Origin of the sequence: Micromonospora sp. NPDC049559 (assembly GCF_040676675.1) — a bacterium.
Classification (GTDB): Bacteria; Actinomycetota; Actinomycetes; order Mycobacteriales; family Micromonosporaceae; genus JBFAPK01.
The window spans coordinates 106,349-126,031 of the sequence record NZ_JBFAPK010000017.1 but is presented as its reverse complement, the minus strand read 5'-3'; the positions used below and the strand labels follow the sequence as shown (position 1 = coordinate 126,031).

At 75.5% G+C, this 19,683-nt stretch carries 16 protein-coding genes; 5 read left to right on the top strand and 11 right to left on the bottom strand.

What is annotated here, in order from left to right; all coding sequences use genetic code 11:
• The first annotated feature begins 174 nt into the window (after nucleotides 1-174).
• The 4 genes from AB0J86_RS19815 to AB0J86_RS19800 are packed head-to-tail and all read left to right on the top strand — an operon-like array spanning nucleotide 175 to nucleotide 3,853.
• A complete protein-coding gene (locus tag AB0J86_RS19815) occupies nucleotides 175-516 on the top strand; it encodes a hypothetical protein (protein ID WP_363859018.1) in 342 nt (113 codons plus the stop codon).
• Nucleotides 517-552: 36 nt separating this feature from the next.
• Nucleotides 553-1,953 carry a hypothetical protein gene (locus AB0J86_RS19810; protein ID WP_363859017.1) on the top strand — a complete coding sequence of 467 codons (1,401 nt, stop codon included), beginning with the start codon at nucleotides 553-555 and terminating at the stop codon, nucleotides 1,951-1,953.
• Between the two features lie 11 nt (nucleotides 1,954-1,964).
• Nucleotides 1,965-2,291 carry a hypothetical protein gene (locus AB0J86_RS19805; protein ID WP_363859016.1) on the top strand — a complete coding sequence of 109 codons (327 nt, stop codon included), beginning with the start codon at nucleotides 1,965-1,967 and terminating at the stop codon, nucleotides 2,289-2,291.
• 2 nt (nucleotides 2,292-2,293) lie between these two features.
• Complete coding sequence (locus AB0J86_RS19800; RefSeq protein ID WP_363859015.1) at nucleotides 2,294-3,853, top strand: alpha/beta hydrolase; 1,560 nt, start codon at nucleotides 2,294-2,296, stop codon at nucleotides 3,851-3,853.
• A gap of 122 nt (nucleotides 3,854-3,975) precedes the next feature.
• Here AB0J86_RS19800 and AB0J86_RS19795 read toward each other — a convergent pair whose 3' ends face one another.
• The 5 genes from AB0J86_RS19795 to eccD form a co-directional block, all read right to left on the bottom strand.
• Entirely contained in the window at nucleotides 3,976-4,506 is a 531-nt protein-coding gene (locus AB0J86_RS19795) for a hypothetical protein (protein ID WP_363859014.1), read from the bottom strand.
• Between the two features lie 326 nt (nucleotides 4,507-4,832).
• Nucleotides 4,833-5,828: a hypothetical protein gene (locus AB0J86_RS19790; protein ID WP_363859013.1), complete on the bottom strand. Its 996-nt coding sequence runs from the start codon at nucleotides 5,826-5,828 to the stop codon at nucleotides 4,833-4,835.
• 208 nt (nucleotides 5,829-6,036) lie between these two features.
• Nucleotides 6,037-6,384 carry a hypothetical protein gene (locus AB0J86_RS19785; protein ID WP_363859012.1) on the bottom strand — a complete coding sequence of 116 codons (348 nt, stop codon included), beginning with the start codon at nucleotides 6,382-6,384 and terminating at the stop codon, nucleotides 6,037-6,039.
• A 95-nt stretch (nucleotides 6,385-6,479) separates the two neighbouring features.
• Nucleotides 6,480-7,901 (bottom strand): type VII secretion protein EccB, encoded by a 1,422-nt coding sequence (gene eccB, locus AB0J86_RS19780; protein ID WP_363859011.1) that lies wholly within the window; start codon nucleotides 7,899-7,901, stop codon nucleotides 6,480-6,482.
• A gap of 1 nt (nucleotide 7,902) precedes the next feature.
• Entirely contained in the window at nucleotides 7,903-9,285 is a 1,383-nt protein-coding gene (gene eccD / locus AB0J86_RS19775) for a type VII secretion integral membrane protein EccD (RefSeq protein ID WP_363859010.1), read from the bottom strand.
• A gap of 214 nt (nucleotides 9,286-9,499) precedes the next feature.
• Between eccD and AB0J86_RS19770 the strand changes: the two genes are divergently transcribed.
• Entirely contained in the window at nucleotides 9,500-11,077 is a 1,578-nt protein-coding gene (locus AB0J86_RS19770; RefSeq protein ID WP_363859009.1) for a protein kinase, read from the top strand.
• 234 nt (nucleotides 11,078-11,311) lie between these two features.
• On the opposite strand, the gene AB0J86_RS19765 is transcribed toward AB0J86_RS19770, so the two are convergent.
• The 6 genes from AB0J86_RS19765 to AB0J86_RS19740 all read right to left on the bottom strand — a co-directional run bounded on the left by AB0J86_RS19765 (nucleotide 11,312) and on the right by AB0J86_RS19740 (nucleotide 19,631).
• Complete coding sequence (locus tag AB0J86_RS19765) at nucleotides 11,312-13,588, bottom strand: transglutaminase domain-containing protein (RefSeq protein ID WP_363859008.1); 2,277 nt, start codon at nucleotides 13,586-13,588, stop codon at nucleotides 11,312-11,314.
• On the bottom strand, nucleotides 13,585-14,739 hold the full coding sequence (locus AB0J86_RS19760; RefSeq protein ID WP_363859007.1) for a DUF58 domain-containing protein: 1,155 nt from the start codon (nucleotides 14,737-14,739) through the stop codon (nucleotides 13,585-13,587). The genes AB0J86_RS19765 and AB0J86_RS19760 overlap by 4 nt, the downstream gene beginning before the upstream one ends.
• Nucleotides 14,740-14,741: 2 nt before the next feature.
• Nucleotides 14,742-15,701: a MoxR family ATPase gene (locus tag AB0J86_RS19755; protein ID WP_363859043.1), complete on the bottom strand. Its 960-nt coding sequence runs from the start codon at nucleotides 15,699-15,701 to the stop codon at nucleotides 14,742-14,744.
• A gap of 98 nt (nucleotides 15,702-15,799) precedes the next feature.
• The gene (locus tag AB0J86_RS19750; RefSeq protein ID WP_363859006.1) at nucleotides 15,800-17,647 is read right to left on the bottom strand and encodes a fibronectin type III domain-containing protein; all 1,848 of its coding nucleotides are present in this window, start codon (nucleotides 17,645-17,647) and stop codon (nucleotides 15,800-15,802) included.
• 71 nt (nucleotides 17,648-17,718) lie between these two features.
• Nucleotides 17,719-18,975, bottom strand: coding sequence for a HAMP domain-containing sensor histidine kinase (locus AB0J86_RS19745; protein WP_363859005.1), 1,257 nt, complete (start codon nucleotides 18,973-18,975; stop codon nucleotides 17,719-17,721).
• The gene (locus AB0J86_RS19740; protein WP_363859042.1) at nucleotides 18,972-19,631 is read right to left on the bottom strand and encodes a response regulator transcription factor; all 660 of its coding nucleotides are present in this window, start codon (nucleotides 19,629-19,631) and stop codon (nucleotides 18,972-18,974) included. The genes AB0J86_RS19745 and AB0J86_RS19740 overlap by 4 nt, the downstream gene beginning before the upstream one ends.
• Between the last annotated feature and the right edge of the window lie 52 nt (nucleotides 19,632-19,683).

Sequence of the window (19,683 nt, the reverse complement as noted above, 5' to 3'; positions counted from 1 at the left end):
ACCGCCCCGTCGATCTAGGGCAAATCGCGGTGATTGGAGATCCACTAACGCGGATTTGCCCTAGATCGACGGGGACGGGGCGGGGTGGGTGGTGGCCGGTTCCGGTCGCGTGGCCCCGGGGCGGGTCGGCCCGGTGGTTGGCTCGCGGTGACCGCACCGAGTCGTGGGAGGGACATGATGGCGCCAACTGGCTTGATTTACGGCGAGACCGGTTTTCTCCACCGGTTCGCCGACCAGCTCGACCCGTCCGCCGTCGAGGCGGCGAAGGCCGGGGCCGCCGAGGTACGGGCCGGCGCGCGCGACTGCGGTGATCCGCTGCCGGGCTGCCAGCGGCTCAACGCCGCCGTGACCGAGGCGGCCGACCGGTTCACCGCGTTCTGTACCGAGATCGAGCAGGGCATCGGGGCCTACGCCTCGATCGCCCGGGGCAGCGCCACGGACTACGTCGGCGCGGACGGCACGGGACGGGCGGCGGTGCGAGCCGCGCTGGCCGCGGCGCCGCCGGCCGGCCACTAGGACGAGCAGCCGGCACCGGCGGAGAGGAGCGAGGCGATGGTGGACATCGGTCCCCTGGTCCAGGAGATGGACGAGCTGTACCGCAGGTCCGAGGCGCAGCTGACGCACCGGGACCAGCTGGTGGGCAGCCAGGCCGGGTGGGAGGCGATCCAGGCCGGCCTGCGGGGCGCGGCCGAGCTGCTCGCCGCGAAGGCCGGCGAGGTCGCGCCGCAGTGGCAGGACGAGGCCGGCGACCAGTACGCCCAGCGCCTGCGCCGCAGCGCGGCGTCGGTGCAGACCTGGGAGCAGGCGCTGGCCGCGGCCCGGATCGGTCCGGCGCTGACCACGCTGGCCGGTCAGGTCGACACGACGGTCGACGAGGTCCGGCGGGTGAAGGCGGACTTCGACGCGCTGGTGGCGCAGCTCGCCGCCCTCTCCGGCACGCCGGCCACCGCGGCCGTCGCCGAGCAGGTCGCGCAGCTCGTGGCGCGGCTGCAGGCCCTGGTCGCCCAGGCACGCCAACTGCTCCAGCAGCTCGACCAGGCTTTCGCGCAGACCGCGCAGCAGGTCGCCGGCGCTCCGGCCGGTACCGCGTGGGACGGTCCGGCCGGAGCCGGCGCCGGGGGCGCGGCCGCCGCCACCACGGCCGCCGCCGACGGTACCGCCGGGGCGGCGGGCGCCGGCGGTGCTCCGAGCGCGGCCACCGGGGCGGCCACCGGGGCGAGCACCGGGGCGAGCGGCGGTGCGGGCGGATCGGCGGCGGCGGCCGGTACGGGTGGCGGCGGCGCACCGTCCCTGGCCGGCGGCGCGGCCCCCGCCCCGGTCGTACCGCCGGTCGGGCTGTCGCCGATCCCGCCGCCCGCCCCGGTGCCGCCGCCGGTCGTACCGGGGGTGGCGCCGCTCGTACCGGCGCTCGGCGGTGCGGGCGCCCGGACCGGCGGGGCGGGACGGCCGGTTCCCGGCGCGGTCGTCGGCGCGACGGCGGCCGGCGGGGCCGCCCGGATCCCCCAGGCCGGGCGCCCCGTCGTGGCGGCCACCCCGCTCGCCGCCGCCACGGCACCACCCGAGCCGCCGGCCGTGCCCGGCGGCACCGCCGGCACGACGGGCGGCGGGATCGGCCGGGGCGCCGTACCGCCGATGATGGTGCCGCCGCTCGGGGCCGGCACCGGTGGCGCCCTGAGGGCCGGCGCTCGCGGCGACCGCGAGGGCGGGCAGCGGTCCCGCCCGCTGCGCGCGGTGCCCGGCGTACCACCGAAGCTGCGCGGCCGGGCCGGCACGGCACCGGGCGCACCGGGCCTGTTCGGCGCGCCGAACCCGTTCGGCGCGGCCCGGGGACAGGGTGGCGAGCGGCGCGACCGCGACGCGGAGCCGGACGGGACCGGTCCGCAGCCGCTCGACGAGGAACTGTGGCAGGTACCGCCGGCGGCGACGCCACTGGCGCCCGAACGGCGCCGGTAAGAGATCGGCGGATGACGGTGGGCGGGTATCTGCACATGGACGTCGAGCTGGTGGAGCCGGTGTTGCACGGCCTCTCCGGCACGGGCGCCGAACTCGACGCCGCGTGGCAGGCGGGTCGGGCGGCGGTGGCCGCCGGCGAGGCGGGGATCGGCGGCGACGCCCTGGGCCAGGCGTTCCGGGGCATCTACCTCGCGGACAGCGCGGCGGTACGCGACAACGCCGGCCGGTTCCCGGGCGTGCTACGCGAGGACGGGCAGGTCGGGACGGACTGCGTGGCCGACTACGTCGCCGCCGACGCGCGGTCGGCCGCCGCCTTCGCGGGCGTCGGGGGGCGGTAGCCGTGCCGGTACCCGAACCTCCCGCCGACCTCGGCTTCTGGCCCCGGGTCAGGGCGATCAGCGGCTGGCCGGAGCCGGACGAGGACGCGGTCCGCGCCCTCGCCGAGGGCTGGCGCGGCGCCGGGGACCGGTTCATCCGGGCCGGCGGGTACGACGTACGGGGTCTCGCCGACGGCTGGCCGGACGCCGCGGGTACGGCGTTCCAGCGCCGGGCCGGGCAGCACCTGCGCATGGTGGCGGTGACCGGGTCAGAGATGATGGAGCTGGCCCGGCGCGCCGACGTCTTCGCCGCCGAGGTGGCCGCGGTGAAGTCCGCCATCGTGTCGCTGATCGAGGCGAACCTCCCGCGCTACGCCGAGATCTCGACCGGGCCGTTCGCGCCGCTGCTGCAGAACCAGTTCGTCGACCAGGTCGCCGCCATGGTCACCGGGCTGGTCAACGACGGCGCCGGCCGGATCGCCGGCGCGGGCGGGGCGGCGCTGGGCCGGCCGCCCGGACCGCCCGAGGGCGCGCCGCCCGGCGAGGTACGCCAGTGGTGGGACAACCTGCTGCCGGAGCAGCGGGCCGCGATCGAGCGTGACTCGCCGGACCTGGTCCGCAACCTCGACGGGATTCCGGCCGAGGTGCGGGACCGGGCGAACCGGTCGGTGCTCGACCGGGAAATCGCCGCGCTGGAGGCGCGCCGGGACGAGATCGCCGCGTACGAGGACGCCCGGAGCAGGAGCGCGGCCTCGTGGCATACGACCGCCAGCAGGCAGGCGGAACTGACCGAGGCGCAGCAGGCCGTCGACGCGTTGCGATCGCTGCGGAACCGGCTGGCCGCACCGGTACCCGAGGGCGCGCCGCGACCGTACCTGCTCGGGCTCGACACCGCCGACGACGGCCGGGCCGTCGTCTCCCTGGGCAACCCGGACACGGCCCACAACGTCGCCACCGTCGTCCCGGGCACCAGCGCGGACCTGGGCAGCGTCGGCGGCGAGCTGGACCGCGCCGAACGGCTCCGGCGGGCGGCCGGCGGTACCGACACCGCCGTGGTGGCCTGGATCGGGTACGACGCCCCGGACACCCTGTACAACGCCGGGAGCGAGAGCTACGCCGACAACGGCAAGGCGGCGTTGGACCGCTTCCAGGACGGGCTGCGCGCGACGCACGTGGGTGCCCCGTCGCACAACACGGTGGTCGGGCACAGCTACGGGACCACGCTGGTCGGCCACGCCGCCCGGGACGAGAGCCTGGCCGTGGACGACCTCGTCCTCGTCTCCAGCCCCGGGGTCGGCGCGGAGCACGTCAGCGAGCTGCGATTGGACGGTGTACCGGTCGAGCAGCTCGGCTCCCGCGTGCACGCGACCGTACCGCCGAACGACCCGATCAAGTACACCAACTGGATCGGGATCGCGCCGCTGTGGTGGGATCCCGCGCTCGGGCCCGACCCCGCCGACCCGGCGTTCGGCGCGGACGTCTTCGAGTCGGCCCCGAGCGAGGCGGACCCGCACGGCGCCACGTTCGAGGCGGGGAACCCGGGTCTCGCCACCACCGGCGAGATCATCGCCGACCGCCGGTGAGCGCTCCTTCCCGACCACGGCGGGAAGCTCCGGGACCGGTGCGAGCGCGGGCGCCTGAGCCGGCCGGTTCGGCCCCGGTCTGGTTGACCGGGGCCGAACCGGCAGCGAAAGGCATTTGATTTTCAGCAGTTGCGGATACGCCAGACCGGGTCCCAGTTCTGCGTACCGAAACCGGTGGCGGTGAAGGTCTTCAGTACGTTTCCGCTCTGACCGTAGAACGTCACACGGACGCCGCCGGTCTGGGCATTGTTGTAGTAACCCGTGTTCTGCCAGTAGGAGAGGTAGTACAGGGCGCAGGTGTAGAGATCGAACACCTTGTAGTAGCCCGGCCTCGTGGGATCCCGCACGAAAGCGCAGAGGTTCCCGCTGGGACACGGAGTCGCCGCGGGGTTCGTCACGTACCGGATGCGGGCGGCCGCCGGAGTGATGGTCGGCGTGATCGCGGCCGCGACCGCACCCGGGGCGACGTCACGGGCCGCGACCGGCATGGCCGCGACACGCACGCCGCTGACCTGCTCGTTCGGTCGGGCGGACGCGGGAGCGGCGAGCGCGAGCACACCCGCCAGGGCCACGCCACCCACCAGCGCGAGGCCACGAACCAGGTTTCTGGTGAGCGACCGGATTTCGATCTCGTGCGATGGTCTGGTGAACACGTGAGACTCCTTTCGCGAGGCGATCGCCGCACTGCCTGGCCGTCGATCAATGTGATCGCCGAAGCCAGATATTGGCAGCATAGAACGCGCGCATCACGACGACCAGGGGCGTTTCCGGCACCTTTCGACAATTTGGCGACAAGCACGCAGGAGTCGAGAGACCCGAATTCCGCTCACTTTCCGTGGCCCTGATACGTCCCGACGGAATGATGTTTGGCGCATCCGTGGACGTGACCAACCTCCACCGCACCCGTCCTCACGTCGAGCGACCCAAGAATGTCCACACAGGAGAGCGGCCGGCCAGCGACGGCTCAGGCAAGCAGAAATTAGCTCGCATTGATGATGAGATAGATGTTGCCGCCGTTGCCGCCACTGGCACTCCCGGAAGAGATGCCGTTGACGGCGTCGATGGAAGTGTCGCTGTTCCCGTCGGTCCCGCCGCAGGCAACCCCGGACCGAACCGCACCTGACGAAGCGTCGGCGGCTTCCCCTTCCCGGTCCTCGTCGCCCGAGGAAGCGTCCGCGCTTTCGTCACCGGTCGAGGTCTGAATCTGGTTGTTACTGTTCCGCGGGTTCGTCTGACCGGCGTACTCCCCCAAATCCTCTGCCTGGTCAGCGCCCTGCCCCGCACCACTCTCGCCGCCGTCGCCACCATCACCGGCCCGCAGGTTCAGGCTGACCGGGGCGCGATCCGGAGCCGTCAACGTGACGCTCACGTCGCCGCCATGACCGCCGTCGGCGCTCCCGGAGAAGATGTTGTTGACGGCGTCGATGGAGGTATCGCTGTTCGCGCCGGTCCCGTCACAGGTAGCCCCTGACCCAGCCGCGCCTGACGGAGCGTCGGCGGCTTCCCCTTCCCGGACGTCGTCTCCCGCTGGAGCGCCCGCACCTGCTCCATCGGTCGAGGTCTGATTCTGGTTGTTACTGTTCCGCGGATTCGTCTGACCGGCGTACTCGCCCAGGTCCTCCGCCTGGTCAGCGCCCTGCCCCTCACCGCTCTCGCCGCCGTCGCCACCATCACCGGCCCGCAGGTCCAGGCTGACCGGGGCGCGATCCGGAGCCGTCAACGTGACGGCCACGTCGCCACCGTTGCCGCCGTCGACGTCACCAGATTCGATCTCGTTCTGCGCCCTGATCGTGGTGTTCGTGTTCCCACCACAGAACATGTCGCTCGGGGCGGCACCGCCGCCATTCCGGGTAACGCCTGGACCGATCTTCCGAATGACGTCCACGCCTTGCGAGGTGGAAGTCAGGGCGACACCGGGGCCCGCGACGAGCAGAAAGACCCCGGCGACCACCGTGCCGAGAAAGCCTCTGGACATATCCTGGCCGCTCCTCTCGTTCCATTCAGGCGAAGGTTGATTCCTACCCAATCTCTGCGCACTAAGGACGAGGTTCCGATGAGCTTCCCCCTGTATCGGGGAGCCTGGATCTCAGAGGGTATCTGATCGGTGGTAGTGGCCATTTCCTGTCGGACTGTGGTTCATGTCGGACCGTGGCAGCAACGGCGCGGCCCGGCTATCAGGTGAATCAGTCGATGGACCGCCGCGAGTCGAACCATCGCCTGCTGCTCGCCCGGTACTGCAGCACGATGGCCGGTACCGCGAGCAACGCCGGCCAGACGAACAGGCTCAGGAGCCCGCCGAGCACCGTCAGGACGACGCGGGTGTCCCTGCCCCTGCGCAGCGACACCCCGGAAGCCCAGAACGCCGCCCCGAGCCCGCCGACGAGGACGCCCGCGAGCACCATGGTCAGTTCACCGTTGCCCAGGGCCTGGAACGCGGTCAGCGCCCCCGCCACCGCCAGTAGCACGCCCAGCGTGATCCAGAGGCCGCCGGCCACGCCGACCGTACGCGGCCGGGCCGTCGGGCTTTCCATCGCACTCACTCTCTTCTCCCACCGTCGACGGACGAGGCAGGCCGCGACCCTGCCGGGGGACATCGCTCGAATTCCGCGAGCATTTCCAGGGGGCGTCAGCCGACCCGGGCCGCCAACGGGTCCAGGCCGCTGCCGAGCGGCACCCGGGCGACCAGCCCGGCGGGCAGCCGTACCGGGGTGACCCGGTCGTAGCCGAGGATCCGCAGCACCTCGCGACCGGCCAGCGGATACGCCCGGCCCAGCTCCGTCACGAGCAGGACGGTGCCCGAGCGGGCCGTGACGCTCGGCATCACCTCGACCAGCGCGGCCCGCCCGGGTGGTACGTACACCAGGTCCGCGAGCGGCAACCCCTCGGCGGTACGGCCGGCGGTGGCGGTCATCGCCTCGGGCGCCGGCAGGGCCGCGCCGACGCGGAGCCGGGGCACCCAGCGGCCGTCGTCGTACGTCGCGCAGACCGTCACCGGCCCGGGCCCGGGCTCGGCGAAGTCCGGGCGGCGCGGCGGGGCGGCGTCCGGCCCCGGCGTCGGCGGCACCTCCTGGCGCGCCTCGGTGGCGGCCACCAGCCCGAGCGGCAGGCCGATCGGCTCACCACCCCGGTACGCCGCCACGGTCTCCCGGTGGGCGAGCTGGATGTCGTACTGCAGCTCGGAAATCAAGCGCAGCCGATCGCGTTCCACCAGGTAGTGCTGCACGCCGCCGCCCGAGGTCTGCACTCGCAGCAGTTGCCCGGTACGCAGCTCCGGCCGGCGGGGCACGGCCGTGGAGGGCCGACCGGCCTGCGGTACCGGGATCGGCGCGATCGGCTCGCCCGCCGGCAGGACGTCCACCACGGCCAGCCCGACCCGGGTACGCGGCGCGGCCCGCAGCGCGAGCCCGACGGTGACCGTGTCCGGTTGCCGGATCCGGTGCCGGTACCCGCGCCAGATCAGGTACTGGTCACCGGTCTCCGGGACCTCGACCAGCAACGCCGCCTCGTCCAACGTCCGCCCACCGGTCGGCTCCGCCCCCGCCAGCAGCACCGACCGGTCGACGGTCCCGCCCGTCTCGTCCGGGGCCGGCCGGGAACAGAGCGTCCACCCGGCGGTGCTGACCCGGTCCGCCCTGGGCAGCGCGTCCGGCGCGTCCGGTATGCCGATCCGGGGGCCGCGCGGTACCCCCACCAGCGACTCGCGCGAGACGGTGCGGGTCGGCGCGTTGCGCCCCAGCACCAGCAGCGCCGAGGCGTAGTTGAGCACGGGGTGCAGCCGCCCGTCGACGTAGACGTACCGGGTGCCCGTCTCCTTCACCACGATCACCGCGGCGCCGTCCCGCCAGGCCCGGTTCCCGCCGGGAACGACGAGACCGTAGACGCCGACCGCCGTGAGGGTGACCGCGGCGATCGCGATGCTGCCCCACACCGCGCCCGACGGGCGGCGAAACGGCGGCTGCTCCGGGTCGGTCTCCCTCGTCACCAGCGCGGAGAGCACCCGCTGGGTGAGGAACCGGTGCGCCTGCAACAGGTCCCGTTTGGACGCCATGTCAGCCCCCCAGCCCGCGTACCAGGCCGTAGAGCCCGAGCACCGCGCAGACCGCCGGCACGCAGGCCAGCACCAGCACCAGCTCCAGCAGCTCTCCGGCCCGGCCGAGGAGGGCGCCCGGCGCCCGCCGGCTGTGCAGCAGGCCGGCGAGCACCGCGAGCGCCGTGACCGCCACCAGCACCGGTACCGCGACCGGGAGCAGGCGGCCCGGTTCGGCCATCAGCGGACCCGCCGCCAGGCAGGCGGCCCCCGTCAACCCGGCGGCGAGCATCGGCGCGCGGTGCCGCAGCGCCGGGTAGAGCCGCGCCCGCAGGCTCAGCCCGGCCGCGAGCACCACCAGCAGCACCACGGTCGCCGCGCCGGGCCGGGTGGCGAGCAGCGCCTGGGCCACCCCGGCCACCAGCGCGGACCCGGCCACCAGGCCGGTAAGCAGACCGTCGGCGCGCAGCACCGCCGCGTACACCGCCCGCCGCGGCGGCTGCGGCTCGTCCCGGACCAGGTCGGCCGGGGTACGCGGGAGCACCGGCATCGGTACCCGGCCCAACCTGATCGCCAGCGGCCCGAACAGCGGCGAGAAGAGCAGTACCGCGCCGGCCAGCACCGCCGCCGCGCCGGCACCGTCCGCCACCCCGGTGCTCGCCGCCCAGGCCGCCGCCCCGCCGAGCAGCCCCACCGTGGCGGCCCCGACGAAGACCGCCGTCCGGTCGACCACGGCCAGCCGGGCGAGCACGGCCGTGAGCAGCAGTGGTGCGCAGCCGCCGAGCAGCTGCGCGGCGCCGAACCCGGTCAGCGGCGACCCGCCGCCGAGCAGCAGCGCGCCGCCCGTGAACGCCGCGGGCAGCGCCAACGCGGCCAGCAGCGCACCGGCGGCGGCGTCGCCGGCCGCCCGGGCCAGCGCCGTACCGGCCGTGAGCAGTACCGCCGCCACGGCCAACGCCACCAGTCCCGGGCCGGGCCAGGGCGGACCGGCGCGCAGCAGGGCGACGAGCGCCAGCCCGACGGCGATCGCCGCACCGGTGAGCCCGGCCAGCCGGGTGTGCCGTGGTCCCCACAGCCGCCCGGTGCGCCCCGCCCCGGCGGCGATCGCGTCGACCAGGTCGTCGTACTCCAGCTCGGGCCAGTGCGTCCGGCGGGCGACCAGGTGCAGCACCTCGCCGTCGCGTACCCGGTGCGCGTCGAGCGTGCGGGCCTCGTCCACCAGCGTCCCGTCGGCGCGGCGCAGCACCCAGCCGCCGTCGCGCACCCCCTCGTCGGCGAGGTCCGGACCGGCGTGCCGCAGCAGCGCCGGCAGGATCTCGGCGACCGGTGAACGCTCCGGCAGCGCCAGGTCGATCCGCCGGTGCGGGGCGGCGATCGTCACTCGCACCAGACCCGTGGTCGTCATCGGTGCCACTCCCCGAACTCGAGTACGGCGACAGCGGCAGCAACCTGCCGCCGGCTCCCTGCGTACGGACTCGATCCCTACGATGGAGCAGCCGGTCGGGCGCCGGAACGGGCACGGCAGCTAGCGGACATCTCCGTCGGAGCGGGCGGCACCGCCCACCGACGAGCCACCCCGACCCGGCAGCCGGTAGGAGAGCGCACGGATGGACGCCACCATGACGACGGACCCGCGGTACCGCGAGCTGGTCCCGCTCGGCGCGGGCCCGGCCGCCACGGTGTTCGCGGCGGTGGACGCGGCGACCGGTGACGCCGTCGCGTTGAAGGTCCTGCCGGGCCGGCTCGACCGGCGCAGCCGGTCCACCGTGGAGGCCGAACTGCGCCGGCTCGCACCGCTGCGCGACCGGGCACCCGTGCTGGTCGCCGACCGGATCGAGGAGCTGGCCGACGGGCACAGCGCGCTGCGCATGGAGCTGTGCACCCAGTCGCTGCCGGAGCTGCTCGACTCGTTCGGCCCGCTCTCCGTACCGGACGCGTTGGCGTTGGGCAGCGCCCTCGCGGCGGCGCTGGCCGGCGCGCACGAGCTGGGCATCACGCACGGCGGGGTGACCCCGGGCAACGTGCTGTTCCGCCCCTCGGGCGAGCCGCTGCTGGCCGACTTCGGGGCCGCCCTGCGGCAGGCGTTCCCGCGGGATTCCGCCCGGGCCCTGGAGTTCCTGGCCCCGGAGACGGTACGGGACGGCACGGTCGACGAACGCGGTGACCTGTACGGCCTCGGCGCCGTCCTGTACCTGGCCCTGTCGGGCCGCTCCCCGCACCAGGGCCCGCCGGGCGAGCCGGAGGGCGAACGGGTCCTGCGGGTGCTCGGTACGCCGGTCCCGCCGCTCGACCGGGGTGACCTGCCGGCGGAGCTGACGCGCCTGGTCGCCGCGCTGCTCGCCAAGGACCCGGACGCCCGACCCGCCACCGCCCGGACGGTGGCCGAGCGGCTCGACGCGCTCCAGGAGCCGCCCGAACCACCCGCCCCGGGCCACCCGCAACCCGCCGCCACCCCGGACGGCAACGCCACCCCGAACCGCGACAGCAAGCCGGACGGCGATGCCCACCCGCACGCCGACCCGGACCGCGACGTGGCCGAACCCCCGTTCGACGACTTCGAGGCGACGCCCGGACCGCAGCCGGCACCCGATACGACGCCGGTCCAGCCGCCCCCACCCGACCCGACGGCGGTGCAGCCGCTCGCGCCCGGCACCACGTCGGCGGAGCCGACCGACGCCGCCCCGCCGGCGGTCGTGCCGCCAACGGATCCGCCCGGGCCGCGACCGCAGGGCGAGCCGATCCTGGTCTTCGGGGCGGGGGATTCGTCCCGGCGGCCCGGCCGCAGGACCGTACTGCTCGCCACGACCGCCGCGTTGGCGCTGCTCGCGGTCGTGGCCGTACCGATCCTGCGGAACCGGCCGGCCGAGCTGGCGGTGGCCCCGGCCGCTTCGCCGGCCGCCACCAGCACCGGCGCGCCCACGCCGACCCGTCCGGCCGTGCAGCTGGAGCTGGCCGACCCGGTCGACCGTGGCAACGAGGTGGAACTCTCCTGGCGCAGCAGCCAGCCGTTGGACTTCGGTGTGGTCGTCGCGGCCGAGGGCGAGCCCGCCAAGGTGCTCCTCGTGCGCAGCGGGAACAGCTACCGGGTGCCGGTCGACCCGGTGCGCAGGTACTGCTTCCAGATCCAGGGCAGCGACAGCATCGAGGTCTACGAGAGCCAGCCCAAGCCGATCCGGGGCGCCACCTGCGTCAAGTGACACCGCCGAGCGACGCGCGGCCCGGGGAGCTGACGGCGGACCCGGACGGCGACGGACGCGGGGCCCGCCGTGCCCGGCGAGGACATCAAGCCTGACGGGACTCGCCGGGTACGACGGGCCCCGCCCAAACCGCAACCACCAACCCACCGCAACCACCGACCCACCGCAAGCCCCGCCCAAACCGCAACCACCAACCCACCGCAGACCCCGCCCAAACCGCAACCACCGACGAGGTCAGCGCCAGAGCGACAACCCGCGCGGATCCAGCGCCGCCCGCACCCGCGCCCGCCACCCGCGCCGCGCCAACCCCCGGCGTACCGCGCGCAGCGCCGCCCACGCCTCCCGGCCGTCGCCGCCGACCGGCCCGGCGCCGGACCAGAGCGCCCGGTCCACCACCACGCCCAACCTCCGCAGACCGTCCACGGTCGACTCGTTGGCGACACCCGCCGCCGCGGCGGCGAGGTCGCGCACGGTCATGCCGGGTGTCACCGCCACCCCGTGCGCGCGCAGCCGGTCGCGCGCCTCGGCCCAGGCGCCCACCACCCCGGCCGGACCCGGTCGGCGGCGGCGCCACCCGGCCCGCACCTCCTGTGCCAGCGGCACGCCCGCGAGCCAGCCCAGCGCCAGCAGCAGCGCGACGCCGAGCGGCACCCGCCAGGGCAGGCCGCCGCCGGCCGCGCCGCTGTTCCCGCCGGGGGGCCGGTCCGGCGGCGCGACCGGTGGATCGCGCAGATCCTGTGGCGCCGGCAGCTGGGCCCGTACCTGCGCGGCGACCCCGGCCAGGCCGCGGTCGCCGGTGCCGGCCGCGACCGTCGCGCTGCCGCTGGGGTCGAGCGGCACCCAGCCGATGCCGCGTACCGCCACCTCGGGCCAGGCCAGCACGTCGCCGTTGCGGACCGTGTACCCGCCGTCCGGGTCGGGGGTCTGTGGTGCGCGGAACCCGACCACCAGCCGGGCCGGGATGCCCCCGATCCGCGCCAGCGCCACGTACGCGGCGGCGAACTGCTCGCTGGTGCCGCGCTTGCTGTGCAGCAGGAACTCCGCCAGGTTCGGCCAGGCGTGCCCGGTGGGCAGGTCGGTTCCGACGGCCAGCCGGTAGTTCTGCCGGAGGAAGGCCTCCAGCACGAGGGCGGCCTGGAACGTGGGCCGTACCCCCCGCAGGGCCTGCTCGGCGAGGTCGGTGACCTCGGGCGGTACCTCGCCGACACCGCCGAGCCCACCGGGCGCGAACTGGTCGATCGGGGCCGAGCCGAGTTCCCGCGCGTCGATCTCCGGCTGCCACCAGCTGAGCCGGTACCGCACGTCGGCGCCGCCCTCCGGCCTCAGCAGCGTGTTCTGCTCCTGCTCGACGAGCGGGTCGACGCCCCGCACCCCGGCCGGCCAGGTCTGGCTCGGCAGCCACGGGCCGCCGGTGTCGACGGTGGAGATCTCGGCGGACCGGGACCGCACCGGTACGGTCACGGCCGGACTCGGCCGCAGTTCGGTACCGAGGCGGCGGTACCGGTCGCCGGGGCGCCAGTTGACCCCGTCGAAGCTGTCCAGCACGACCAGCGGCCAGCGGTCCACCCCGGCGGCGTCCCGGACCCGGAACACGGCGGTGGTGGGGTGGTCGAGCCGGTACGCGATGTCGTCGAGCGGGTCGGTCACCCGGGTGTCGGGCAGCGGGACGCGCTGGTCCTGGCGCAGCGAGTACCGGGGCGGCGCGGCCGGCAGCAGGACCGCGACCAGGAGCACCGCCAGCCCGCCGAGCGCCGCCGGCGGTACCAGGCGGGACAGCGCCGCCGCCGTCGGCACCGGGCGCCGCGACGCCGGGGCCCGGGTCGAGGTCGCGGCCGGACCGGGGCGCAGGTCGGGCGGGGGCAAGGGTCGCGGCGCGGCGGGCGTGCCGCGCGAGCCGTCGGGCCGACCTTCGCCGCCGGCGACGGCGGGCGCGGGCCGGTCCGCCGGCAGGCCGGTCAGCAGGGCGCCGGCGAGCCCCGCGTACGCCAGCGCCGCGACGGCGGCCGGCCCCGGCGGGAGGGCGTGGTAGAGCTGGCCGACCGTCGCCACCGCGAGGCTCGGCGCGAGCGCGGGCAGCGGCCCGCCCGGCCGGTGCGACAGCTCGATGCCGAGCACCGCCGCGAGCACGACCAGCAGCGGCACGAAGAGCAGCAGTTCCGGGTCGGGCCGGGCCGGCCAGGTCGACTGGAGCACGAGCTGCCACGAGTCGGTGACCCCGGCGAGCAGGGCCCGCCCGGTCGCCCCGGTCGGCAGCCCGGCCCGCGTGGTCGGCCACAGCAGGGTCTCGGTGACGGCGAGCAGGCCGGCCCCGGCCAGCAGCAGCGGGCGCCACGGCTCCAGTGCCGACCGGCCGGCGCAGACGGCCGCGCCCAGCAGCACCGCCGCCGCCGGTACGCCGACCGGGAGCAGCAGCGCGGACAGGCCGAAGACCGGCGCGAAGAGCAGGCCGGCGAGGGCGGCGGCGAGAACCGGGCAGACCGTCGGTACGGCCCGGGCGGCGTGCGCGGTCACCCCGTCACCTCGTTCCAGCGCCGCACCGCCTCCGCCGCACCGTCCACGTGGAACACCCGGGTACCCGCGCCCGCGCGGACCGCCTGGGTCGCTCCCCGGGCCTGCACGCCCGGGCTACCCAGCACGAAGAGGAAGACCGCCGGGAACCGCTGCCGCAGCCAGGCCGCCGCGGCGAGCCCGCCCGTCGCACCGGCGACCACCACCAGGTGGCCGCCCGCGGGCCGGCTCGCCGGCAGCGGCGCGGGTACCAGCTCGGCGGAGCGCGGGTCCTGGCGCAGCTCGCAAAGCTCGTCCAGCAGCCGGCGCGCGGCCGGGGCGCCGCCCGGCTGCGGCAGGTCCAGGCCGGACGAGGTGACCAGGCGGGTGTGGTGTCCCGCCCGCGCGGCGGCGCCGAGCAGCGAGGCGGCCAGCTCGACCGCCTCCTCGAAGGCGCCGGCGGACAGCGCGTCGGACCGGGTGTCGAGCAGCAGGGTGAGCCGGGGCTGGTCCGGGTCGGTGAGGTCCCGGACCATCAGCCGGCCGGTCCGGGCGGTCGCCTTCCAGTGCAGGTGCCGTACCTCGTCGCCGGGCAGGTACTCGCGGACCTCCTGCAGCTCCGCCGAGCCGCGCAGCGCGTCGTCGGCCCCCTCGTGGTGGTGCCGGGGGTGACCGCCCACCAGCGCCCGGGCCGGCAGCTGCCGCGGGTGCACCCGCAGGGTCGCGGTCTCCCCGGCGGCCGAGGCGTGGTGGGCCAGCCCGAACGGATCTTCCCGGTGCAGCGTCAGCGGACCGACGGTGAAGCGGCCGCGGGTGCCGGTGGGCAGCTCGTAGTGGTGCACGGCCTCGGCGCCGGGCGGCAGCGCCCGTACCCGCACGGTCCGTGCCGCGCCGCCGGCCGCGTCGACCGCCGCGAAACCGGCCTGGCGCCGGCGGCCGGGATTGCGTACCGCCAGCCGGGCGAGCGCGGGGCGGCCCCGTTCGACCCGGTCCGGGTAGACCGAGCGGCGCACCTCGACCGGCAGCCCGCGCGCGGTGAGCAGCACCGCGGCCAGCACGGCGCCGAGCCCGACGGCGCCCAGCGCGGCGAGGAACGGGTAGCGGCCCCAGAGCCCGGCGGCGAGCAGCGCCACGGCGATGACGAGCACGGCGCGCCCGCGCCGGGTCAGGTGCACGGTCAGCGGCCCGCGCTCACCGCGGGTACGGGGGTCGCGTCGAGCAGTTCCGCGACGACCTCGGCCGTACCGCGCTGGTTCAACTCGGCCTCCGGGGTGAGGATCAGCCGGTGGGCCAGGACGGGTACGGCGATCCGCTTGATGTCGTCCGGCGTGACGAAGTCCCGCCCCTCGATGGCGGCGAGGGCCTGGGCGGTACGCACCAGCGCGATGCTGCCCCGGACGCTGGCCCCGTACCGCACCGCGGCGTGCTCGCGGCTGGCGGCGGCGAGCCGGACGGCGTACCCGGCCACCGCCCGGTCGACGTGCCCGGCGCGGACCTGGGCGCTGGCCGCGGCGAGGGTCGCGACGTCCACCACCGCGGTGAGGTCGTCGGGGCCGGTGCCGGCGCAGTCGGCCAGGACAACCCGCAGCTCGGCGTCGAGGTCGGGGTAGCCGACCGACAGCCGCATCAGGAACCGGTCGAGCTGGGCCTCGGGCAGCCGGTAGGTGCCCTCCATCTCGATCGGGTTCTGGGTGGCGATGACCAGGAACGGCCGGGGTACCTCGTGCGCCGTGCCGTCCACCGTGACCCGGCGTTCGGCCATCACCTCCAGCAGCGCCGACTGGGTCTTCGGCGTCCCCCGGTTGATCTCGTCGGCGACCACGACGTTGGCGAAGACCCCGCCCGGGTGGAAGCTGAACCGCTCGTCCTTCTGGTGGTAGACGGTGACCCCGGTGATGTCGCTGGGCAGCAGGTCGGGGGTGAACTGGATCCGGCTCCACCGCCCGCCGATGCTGCGGGCCAGGCAGCGGGCGAGCGTGGTCTTGCCGAGGCCCGGTACGTCCTCGACGAGCAGATGCCCCTCGGCCAGCAGCCCGGCGACGGCGAGCCGGACCAGCTCGGACTTGCCCTGGATCACGCGCTCCACGTTCGCCGCGATCGACGCGGCGATCTCGGCCACCGCCCCGGCGCCGGCCACGCTCCCGCCCGCGTTGCGTGCCTCGCTGTCGCCCGCGCCGGCCACGCTCCCGCCCGCACTGGGCGCCTCGCTGTCTCTCGCGTTGCCCGCCAGCGTGCTCACCCGGCCCTCCAGAGGTAGTGGTTGGACTCCAGCCCGGCCACGGTCACCCAGACGTGCTGCCCGACGGCGTCGAACGGGAAGTCCTCGAAGGTGAGGTTGCCGTTGCGGTCGGTCCGCAGGGTGGTGCCCGGGTTGTAGTTCGGCCACTCGTCGGAGTGCGGCTTGATCTCGTACGAGGTGTTCGGCGCGAAGCCCCGCATGGTCACCCGCATGAACGCGCAGTCCGGTGCCTCGCAGAGGTCCTTGTACGTGGTGTCGCGGCCCCGGGTGAGCGAGACCGTCCGGCTCGGGGCCGGTACGGTCGCCCGCGCCGTCGCGGGCGAGCCGCGTCCGGCCGAGTTCTGCGCCACCACCGTGAACGTGTACGCCACGCCCCGGCTCAGGCCGGTCACCGTCATCGAGCGCGCGCTGCCCGGGCGGGTGGACGAACCGCCGCCGCTGCCCGAGGCCGGCGTCCAGCGGACCTGGTACCCGGTCACCGCGGCCCCGTTGTTCGCGGCGGCCTTCCAGCTGACCACCACGTCGCTGCCGCGCACGGAGGCGGTCAGGCCGCCCGGCATCCCGGGCGGGCTGGCCGGCACCGGCCGATCCTCGCTGGCCGGGCGCGCGGGGCCGCCGTTGGCGTCGTCGCCGGCGGGCGGTTCGCGTCGCGGCGGGGGCGGCACCGGCGTACGGGAGCCCTCCGGCCGGCCGCCGACCGGTACGCCACCGACGGCGCCGTCCCGGTCGACCACGAGCACGTGCCGGCCCTCGGCGCCGTCCACGTAGACCCGCTCGTCCTCGCCCCGGCGCAGCGCCGGTTCGCCGTTCTCCGGCGGCAGCGCGGTGACCCGCTGCTGTTCGCCCCGGTTGTTGTAGGTGAGCACGGCGTTGCGCTTCAGGTCCAGCAGCACCACCGACGAGCGGCTGACCGTGGGGGCCGCGTAGGTGCCGTCGGGCAGGTCGACGCTGACCGGCGCGACGGCTCGGCCCGTGTCCAGCCGTCCGGCGTCGACCAGGTGCATCCGTCGCCCGTCGGGGTCGAGGATGGCGACCCGCCCGGCGACGTCGGCCGGCGCGACGCGGGCCGACGCCGGCACGTCCACCCCCATCGGCGTCGGGCGGCCCAGCCCGCTGTCGGTGACCGGGCTGAGCGTGTCGGCGGCGGTGTCCACGAAGACCGGGCGGCCGTCGACCACGGTGAGCGAGCCGGTGTGCCCGGTCGGCGCGACCGCCGGGCAGGAGATCCGGTCCGTACCGGCGGAGAGCCGGCAGAGCACCCCGTTGTCGAGCCGGTTCAGCCAGAGCGTGCCGTCGCGGGTCGTGACCGGTTCGCCGAGCGCCCCGCCGGCCGGGATCGTGGCGGGCGGCTCGCCGAGCCGCACCACCCGGCCGGCCTCCCGGTACACCAGGTACGGCCCGCCGGCGACCTCGACGGCGACCGGACGCTCGCCGGTGGGCGGCGTCATGGTGCTCTCCACCGAGAGGCTGGACTTGCCGAATTCGACGATCCGGGTACGGCCGACCACGTAGCCGCTGGTGTCGCCCTGCACCACCTGGCTACCGGCCTCGATCTCGCCCACCGGCGCCTGGGCGTCGACCCGCCGGGCGGCGCCGTTGATGTGGAAGACCTTGCCCAGCCCGGGGCTCGCCACCCAGTGGCCACCCTGCGCGAAGCGCAGCCCGGGCAGCGGCGCGGCGGCTCCCGACACGGCCGCCGTGACGGCGGTGAGGGCGACCCCGACCAGCAGCACCAGCGGCAGCCGACGGCGGCGGGACAGCAGCCCACGCATGGTTCGGGTGACGCCCGGGACCACGTTCCGGGCGGACCCGGGGACGAGTCGCCGCGAAAAGCCCATCCTCATCACAGTCCGAGCATAGAAGGACGTTTACAGAATCCGTCCACCCTCGGTACAGGGCGGTCGGGTGTCCGCGTTCAGTCGTCGCCGACCGGCAGCACCAACTCGAAGATCGCGCCGCCCTCCTCGGCGTTGTAGACCCGCAGCTGCCCGCCGTGCGCCTGCGCCACCCAGCGGACGATCGGCAGCCCGAGCCCGCTCGAACCGCCGCCGCTGCGGAACCGGTCGAAGTTCTCCCGGGCCTGCTCGACGTCGATGCCGGGGCCGTGGTCGGCCACCATGACCCGGCCACCGGCGACGGTGATGTGCACGACCGCGGGGTCGCCGGGACGCCGTCCGTGCCGCAGCGCGTTGTCGAGCAGGTTGCCGATGGCCCGTTGCAGCAGCCCCGGGTCGGCGTTCACCTTGGTCGGCGCCGCCGTCACGGTCACCTGCGCGCCGTCGGTCGGGGTCTCCTCCACCACCGTCGTGACCAGCTGGTCCAGCCAGACCGGTTGCAGGGAGAGCTGTTCGACGCCGGCGGCCAGCCGGGCCCGTACCAGCAGGCCGTCGATGATGGTGCCCATCCGGGCGGCCAGGTCGACCGTACGCGGCAGCAGGTCGGCGCGTTCCGTCGGATTGCTCAGGGCGGTCTCGGCCAGCGCGCGCAGCGCCGCCACCGGCGTACGCAGGTCGTGCGCGGTGTCGGCGAGCAGCACCTCCTGCTGCTCCAGGGCGGCCAGCGCGGGACGGATGGCCCGGCCGGACAGGACGTGCCCGGCGACCCCGAGGGCACCGACCAGCAACGCGCAGGCGCCGACCACGAGCAGGACGAGGCGCTGGTGGCCGGCGCGTTCCGGTCCCGCGTCGGCCAGCGCGACCACCGCGCCGATGTACTGCCCGCTGTGGTTGCGGAACGGCTCGACGACGATCCGGACCAGCTCGCCACCGGTGCCCGGGACGTACCCGTTGAGCTGCTTCCCCGTCTCCACCGCCTGTACGGTCAGATCGGCGAGCACCGCCGGGTCCACCGGTACGCAGCGGCGCTGGCTGAAGTAGGCGCTGAACCGCCCGGCCCCGGCGGGGAGGATCGCGAACCGGGGACACTGGGTGTCGAACGGGTCCTCGCGGGCGTACTCGGTGATCAACGTGCCGTCGGGCCGCAGCTGCACCAGCCGCTGCACGGCCGCGGTGACCCGCCGCAGCTCGCCGTCGAGCCGCTGCTCGCGCTGTACCGAGTCGGCGTGGATCGCCAGCCCGGCGAGGCCGACCAGCCCGAGCGTGTTCAGTACGGTGAAGAGCACCGTCAGCCACCGGCGCAACCGGCGCAGCCGCCCGGCCGCGGAGCCGCTCACGCGACCGGCCCGCCGAGCCGGTACCCGTGCCCCCGTACGGTGTGGATCAGCTCCGGACCGCGCAGCTTCGCGCGCAGTCGGCGGACCACCGCGTCGACGACGTTCGACATCGGGTCGGTGCTGTTGTCCCAGCAGTGCTCGATCAGTTCGGTCCGGCTCACCGCCTGCTCGGGGCGGGCGATCAGGTACTCCAGCACGGCGAACTCCTTGGCGGTCAGGCTGAGCAGCACCCCGGCCCGGCGGACCTGCTGGCGGGCGCAGTCGACCTCCAGGTCGTCGTGGCGCAGCACCGAGGGCCGGCCCGCGCCGGCGCGCCGGCACAGCGCCATCACCCGGGCGGTCAACTCGGCCATCGCGAACGGTTTGACCAGGTAGTCGTCGCCGCCGTGCTCGAAGCCCGCCACCCGGTCGGCGAGGCTGTCCCGGGCGGTGAGGAAGAGCACCGGTACCGCCCAGCCGGCCTGCCGGCGCCCGTGCACGTACCCGATCGCGTCACCGTCGGGCAGCGTCCGGTCGAAGACGACGCAGTCGTGCTCCACGGTGGACAGTACGGCGTGCGCGGCGGCGAGGTCGCCGGCCTGGTCCACCCGCAGACCGGCCCCGCCCAGCTCGACGGTGAGCGCCAGCCGCAGGTTCTCGTCGTCCTCGACCACCATCACCCGCACCGGCGGCCCTCCCGGTCGCTGCGCACGCTGTCGCTCCTCGGCG

Bases quoted from the DNA above. Each gene is read 5' to 3' on its own strand.
- AB0J86_RS19740 (WP_363859042.1), bottom strand. From the start codon at position 19,631: ATGGTGGTCGAGGACGACGAGAACCTGCGGCTGGCGCTCACCGTCGAG.
- AB0J86_RS19770 (WP_363859009.1), top strand. From the start codon at position 9,500: ATGACGACGGACCCGCGGTACCGCGAGCTGGTCCCGCTCGGCGCGGGC.
- AB0J86_RS19750 (WP_363859006.1), bottom strand. From the start codon at position 17,647: ATGAGGATGGGCTTTTCGCGGCGACTCGTCCCCGGGTCCGCCCGGAAC.
- eccD (WP_363859010.1), bottom strand. From the start codon at position 9,285: ATGACGACCACGGGTCTGGTGCGAGTGACGATCGCCGCCCCGCACCGG.
- AB0J86_RS19805 (WP_363859016.1), top strand. From the start codon at position 1,965: ATGACGGTGGGCGGGTATCTGCACATGGACGTCGAGCTGGTGGAGCCG.
- AB0J86_RS19810 (WP_363859017.1), top strand. From the start codon at position 553: ATGGTGGACATCGGTCCCCTGGTCCAGGAGATGGACGAGCTGTACCGC.
- AB0J86_RS19815 (WP_363859018.1), top strand. From the start codon at position 175: ATGATGGCGCCAACTGGCTTGATTTACGGCGAGACCGGTTTTCTCCAC.
- eccB (WP_363859011.1), bottom strand. From the start codon at position 7,901: ATGGCGTCCAAACGGGACCTGTTGCAGGCGCACCGGTTCCTCACCCAG.
- AB0J86_RS19790 (WP_363859013.1), bottom strand. From the start codon at position 5,828: ATGTCCAGAGGCTTTCTCGGCACGGTGGTCGCCGGGGTCTTTCTGCTC.
- AB0J86_RS19785 (WP_363859012.1), bottom strand. From the start codon at position 6,384: ATGGAAAGCCCGACGGCCCGGCCGCGTACGGTCGGCGTGGCCGGCGGC.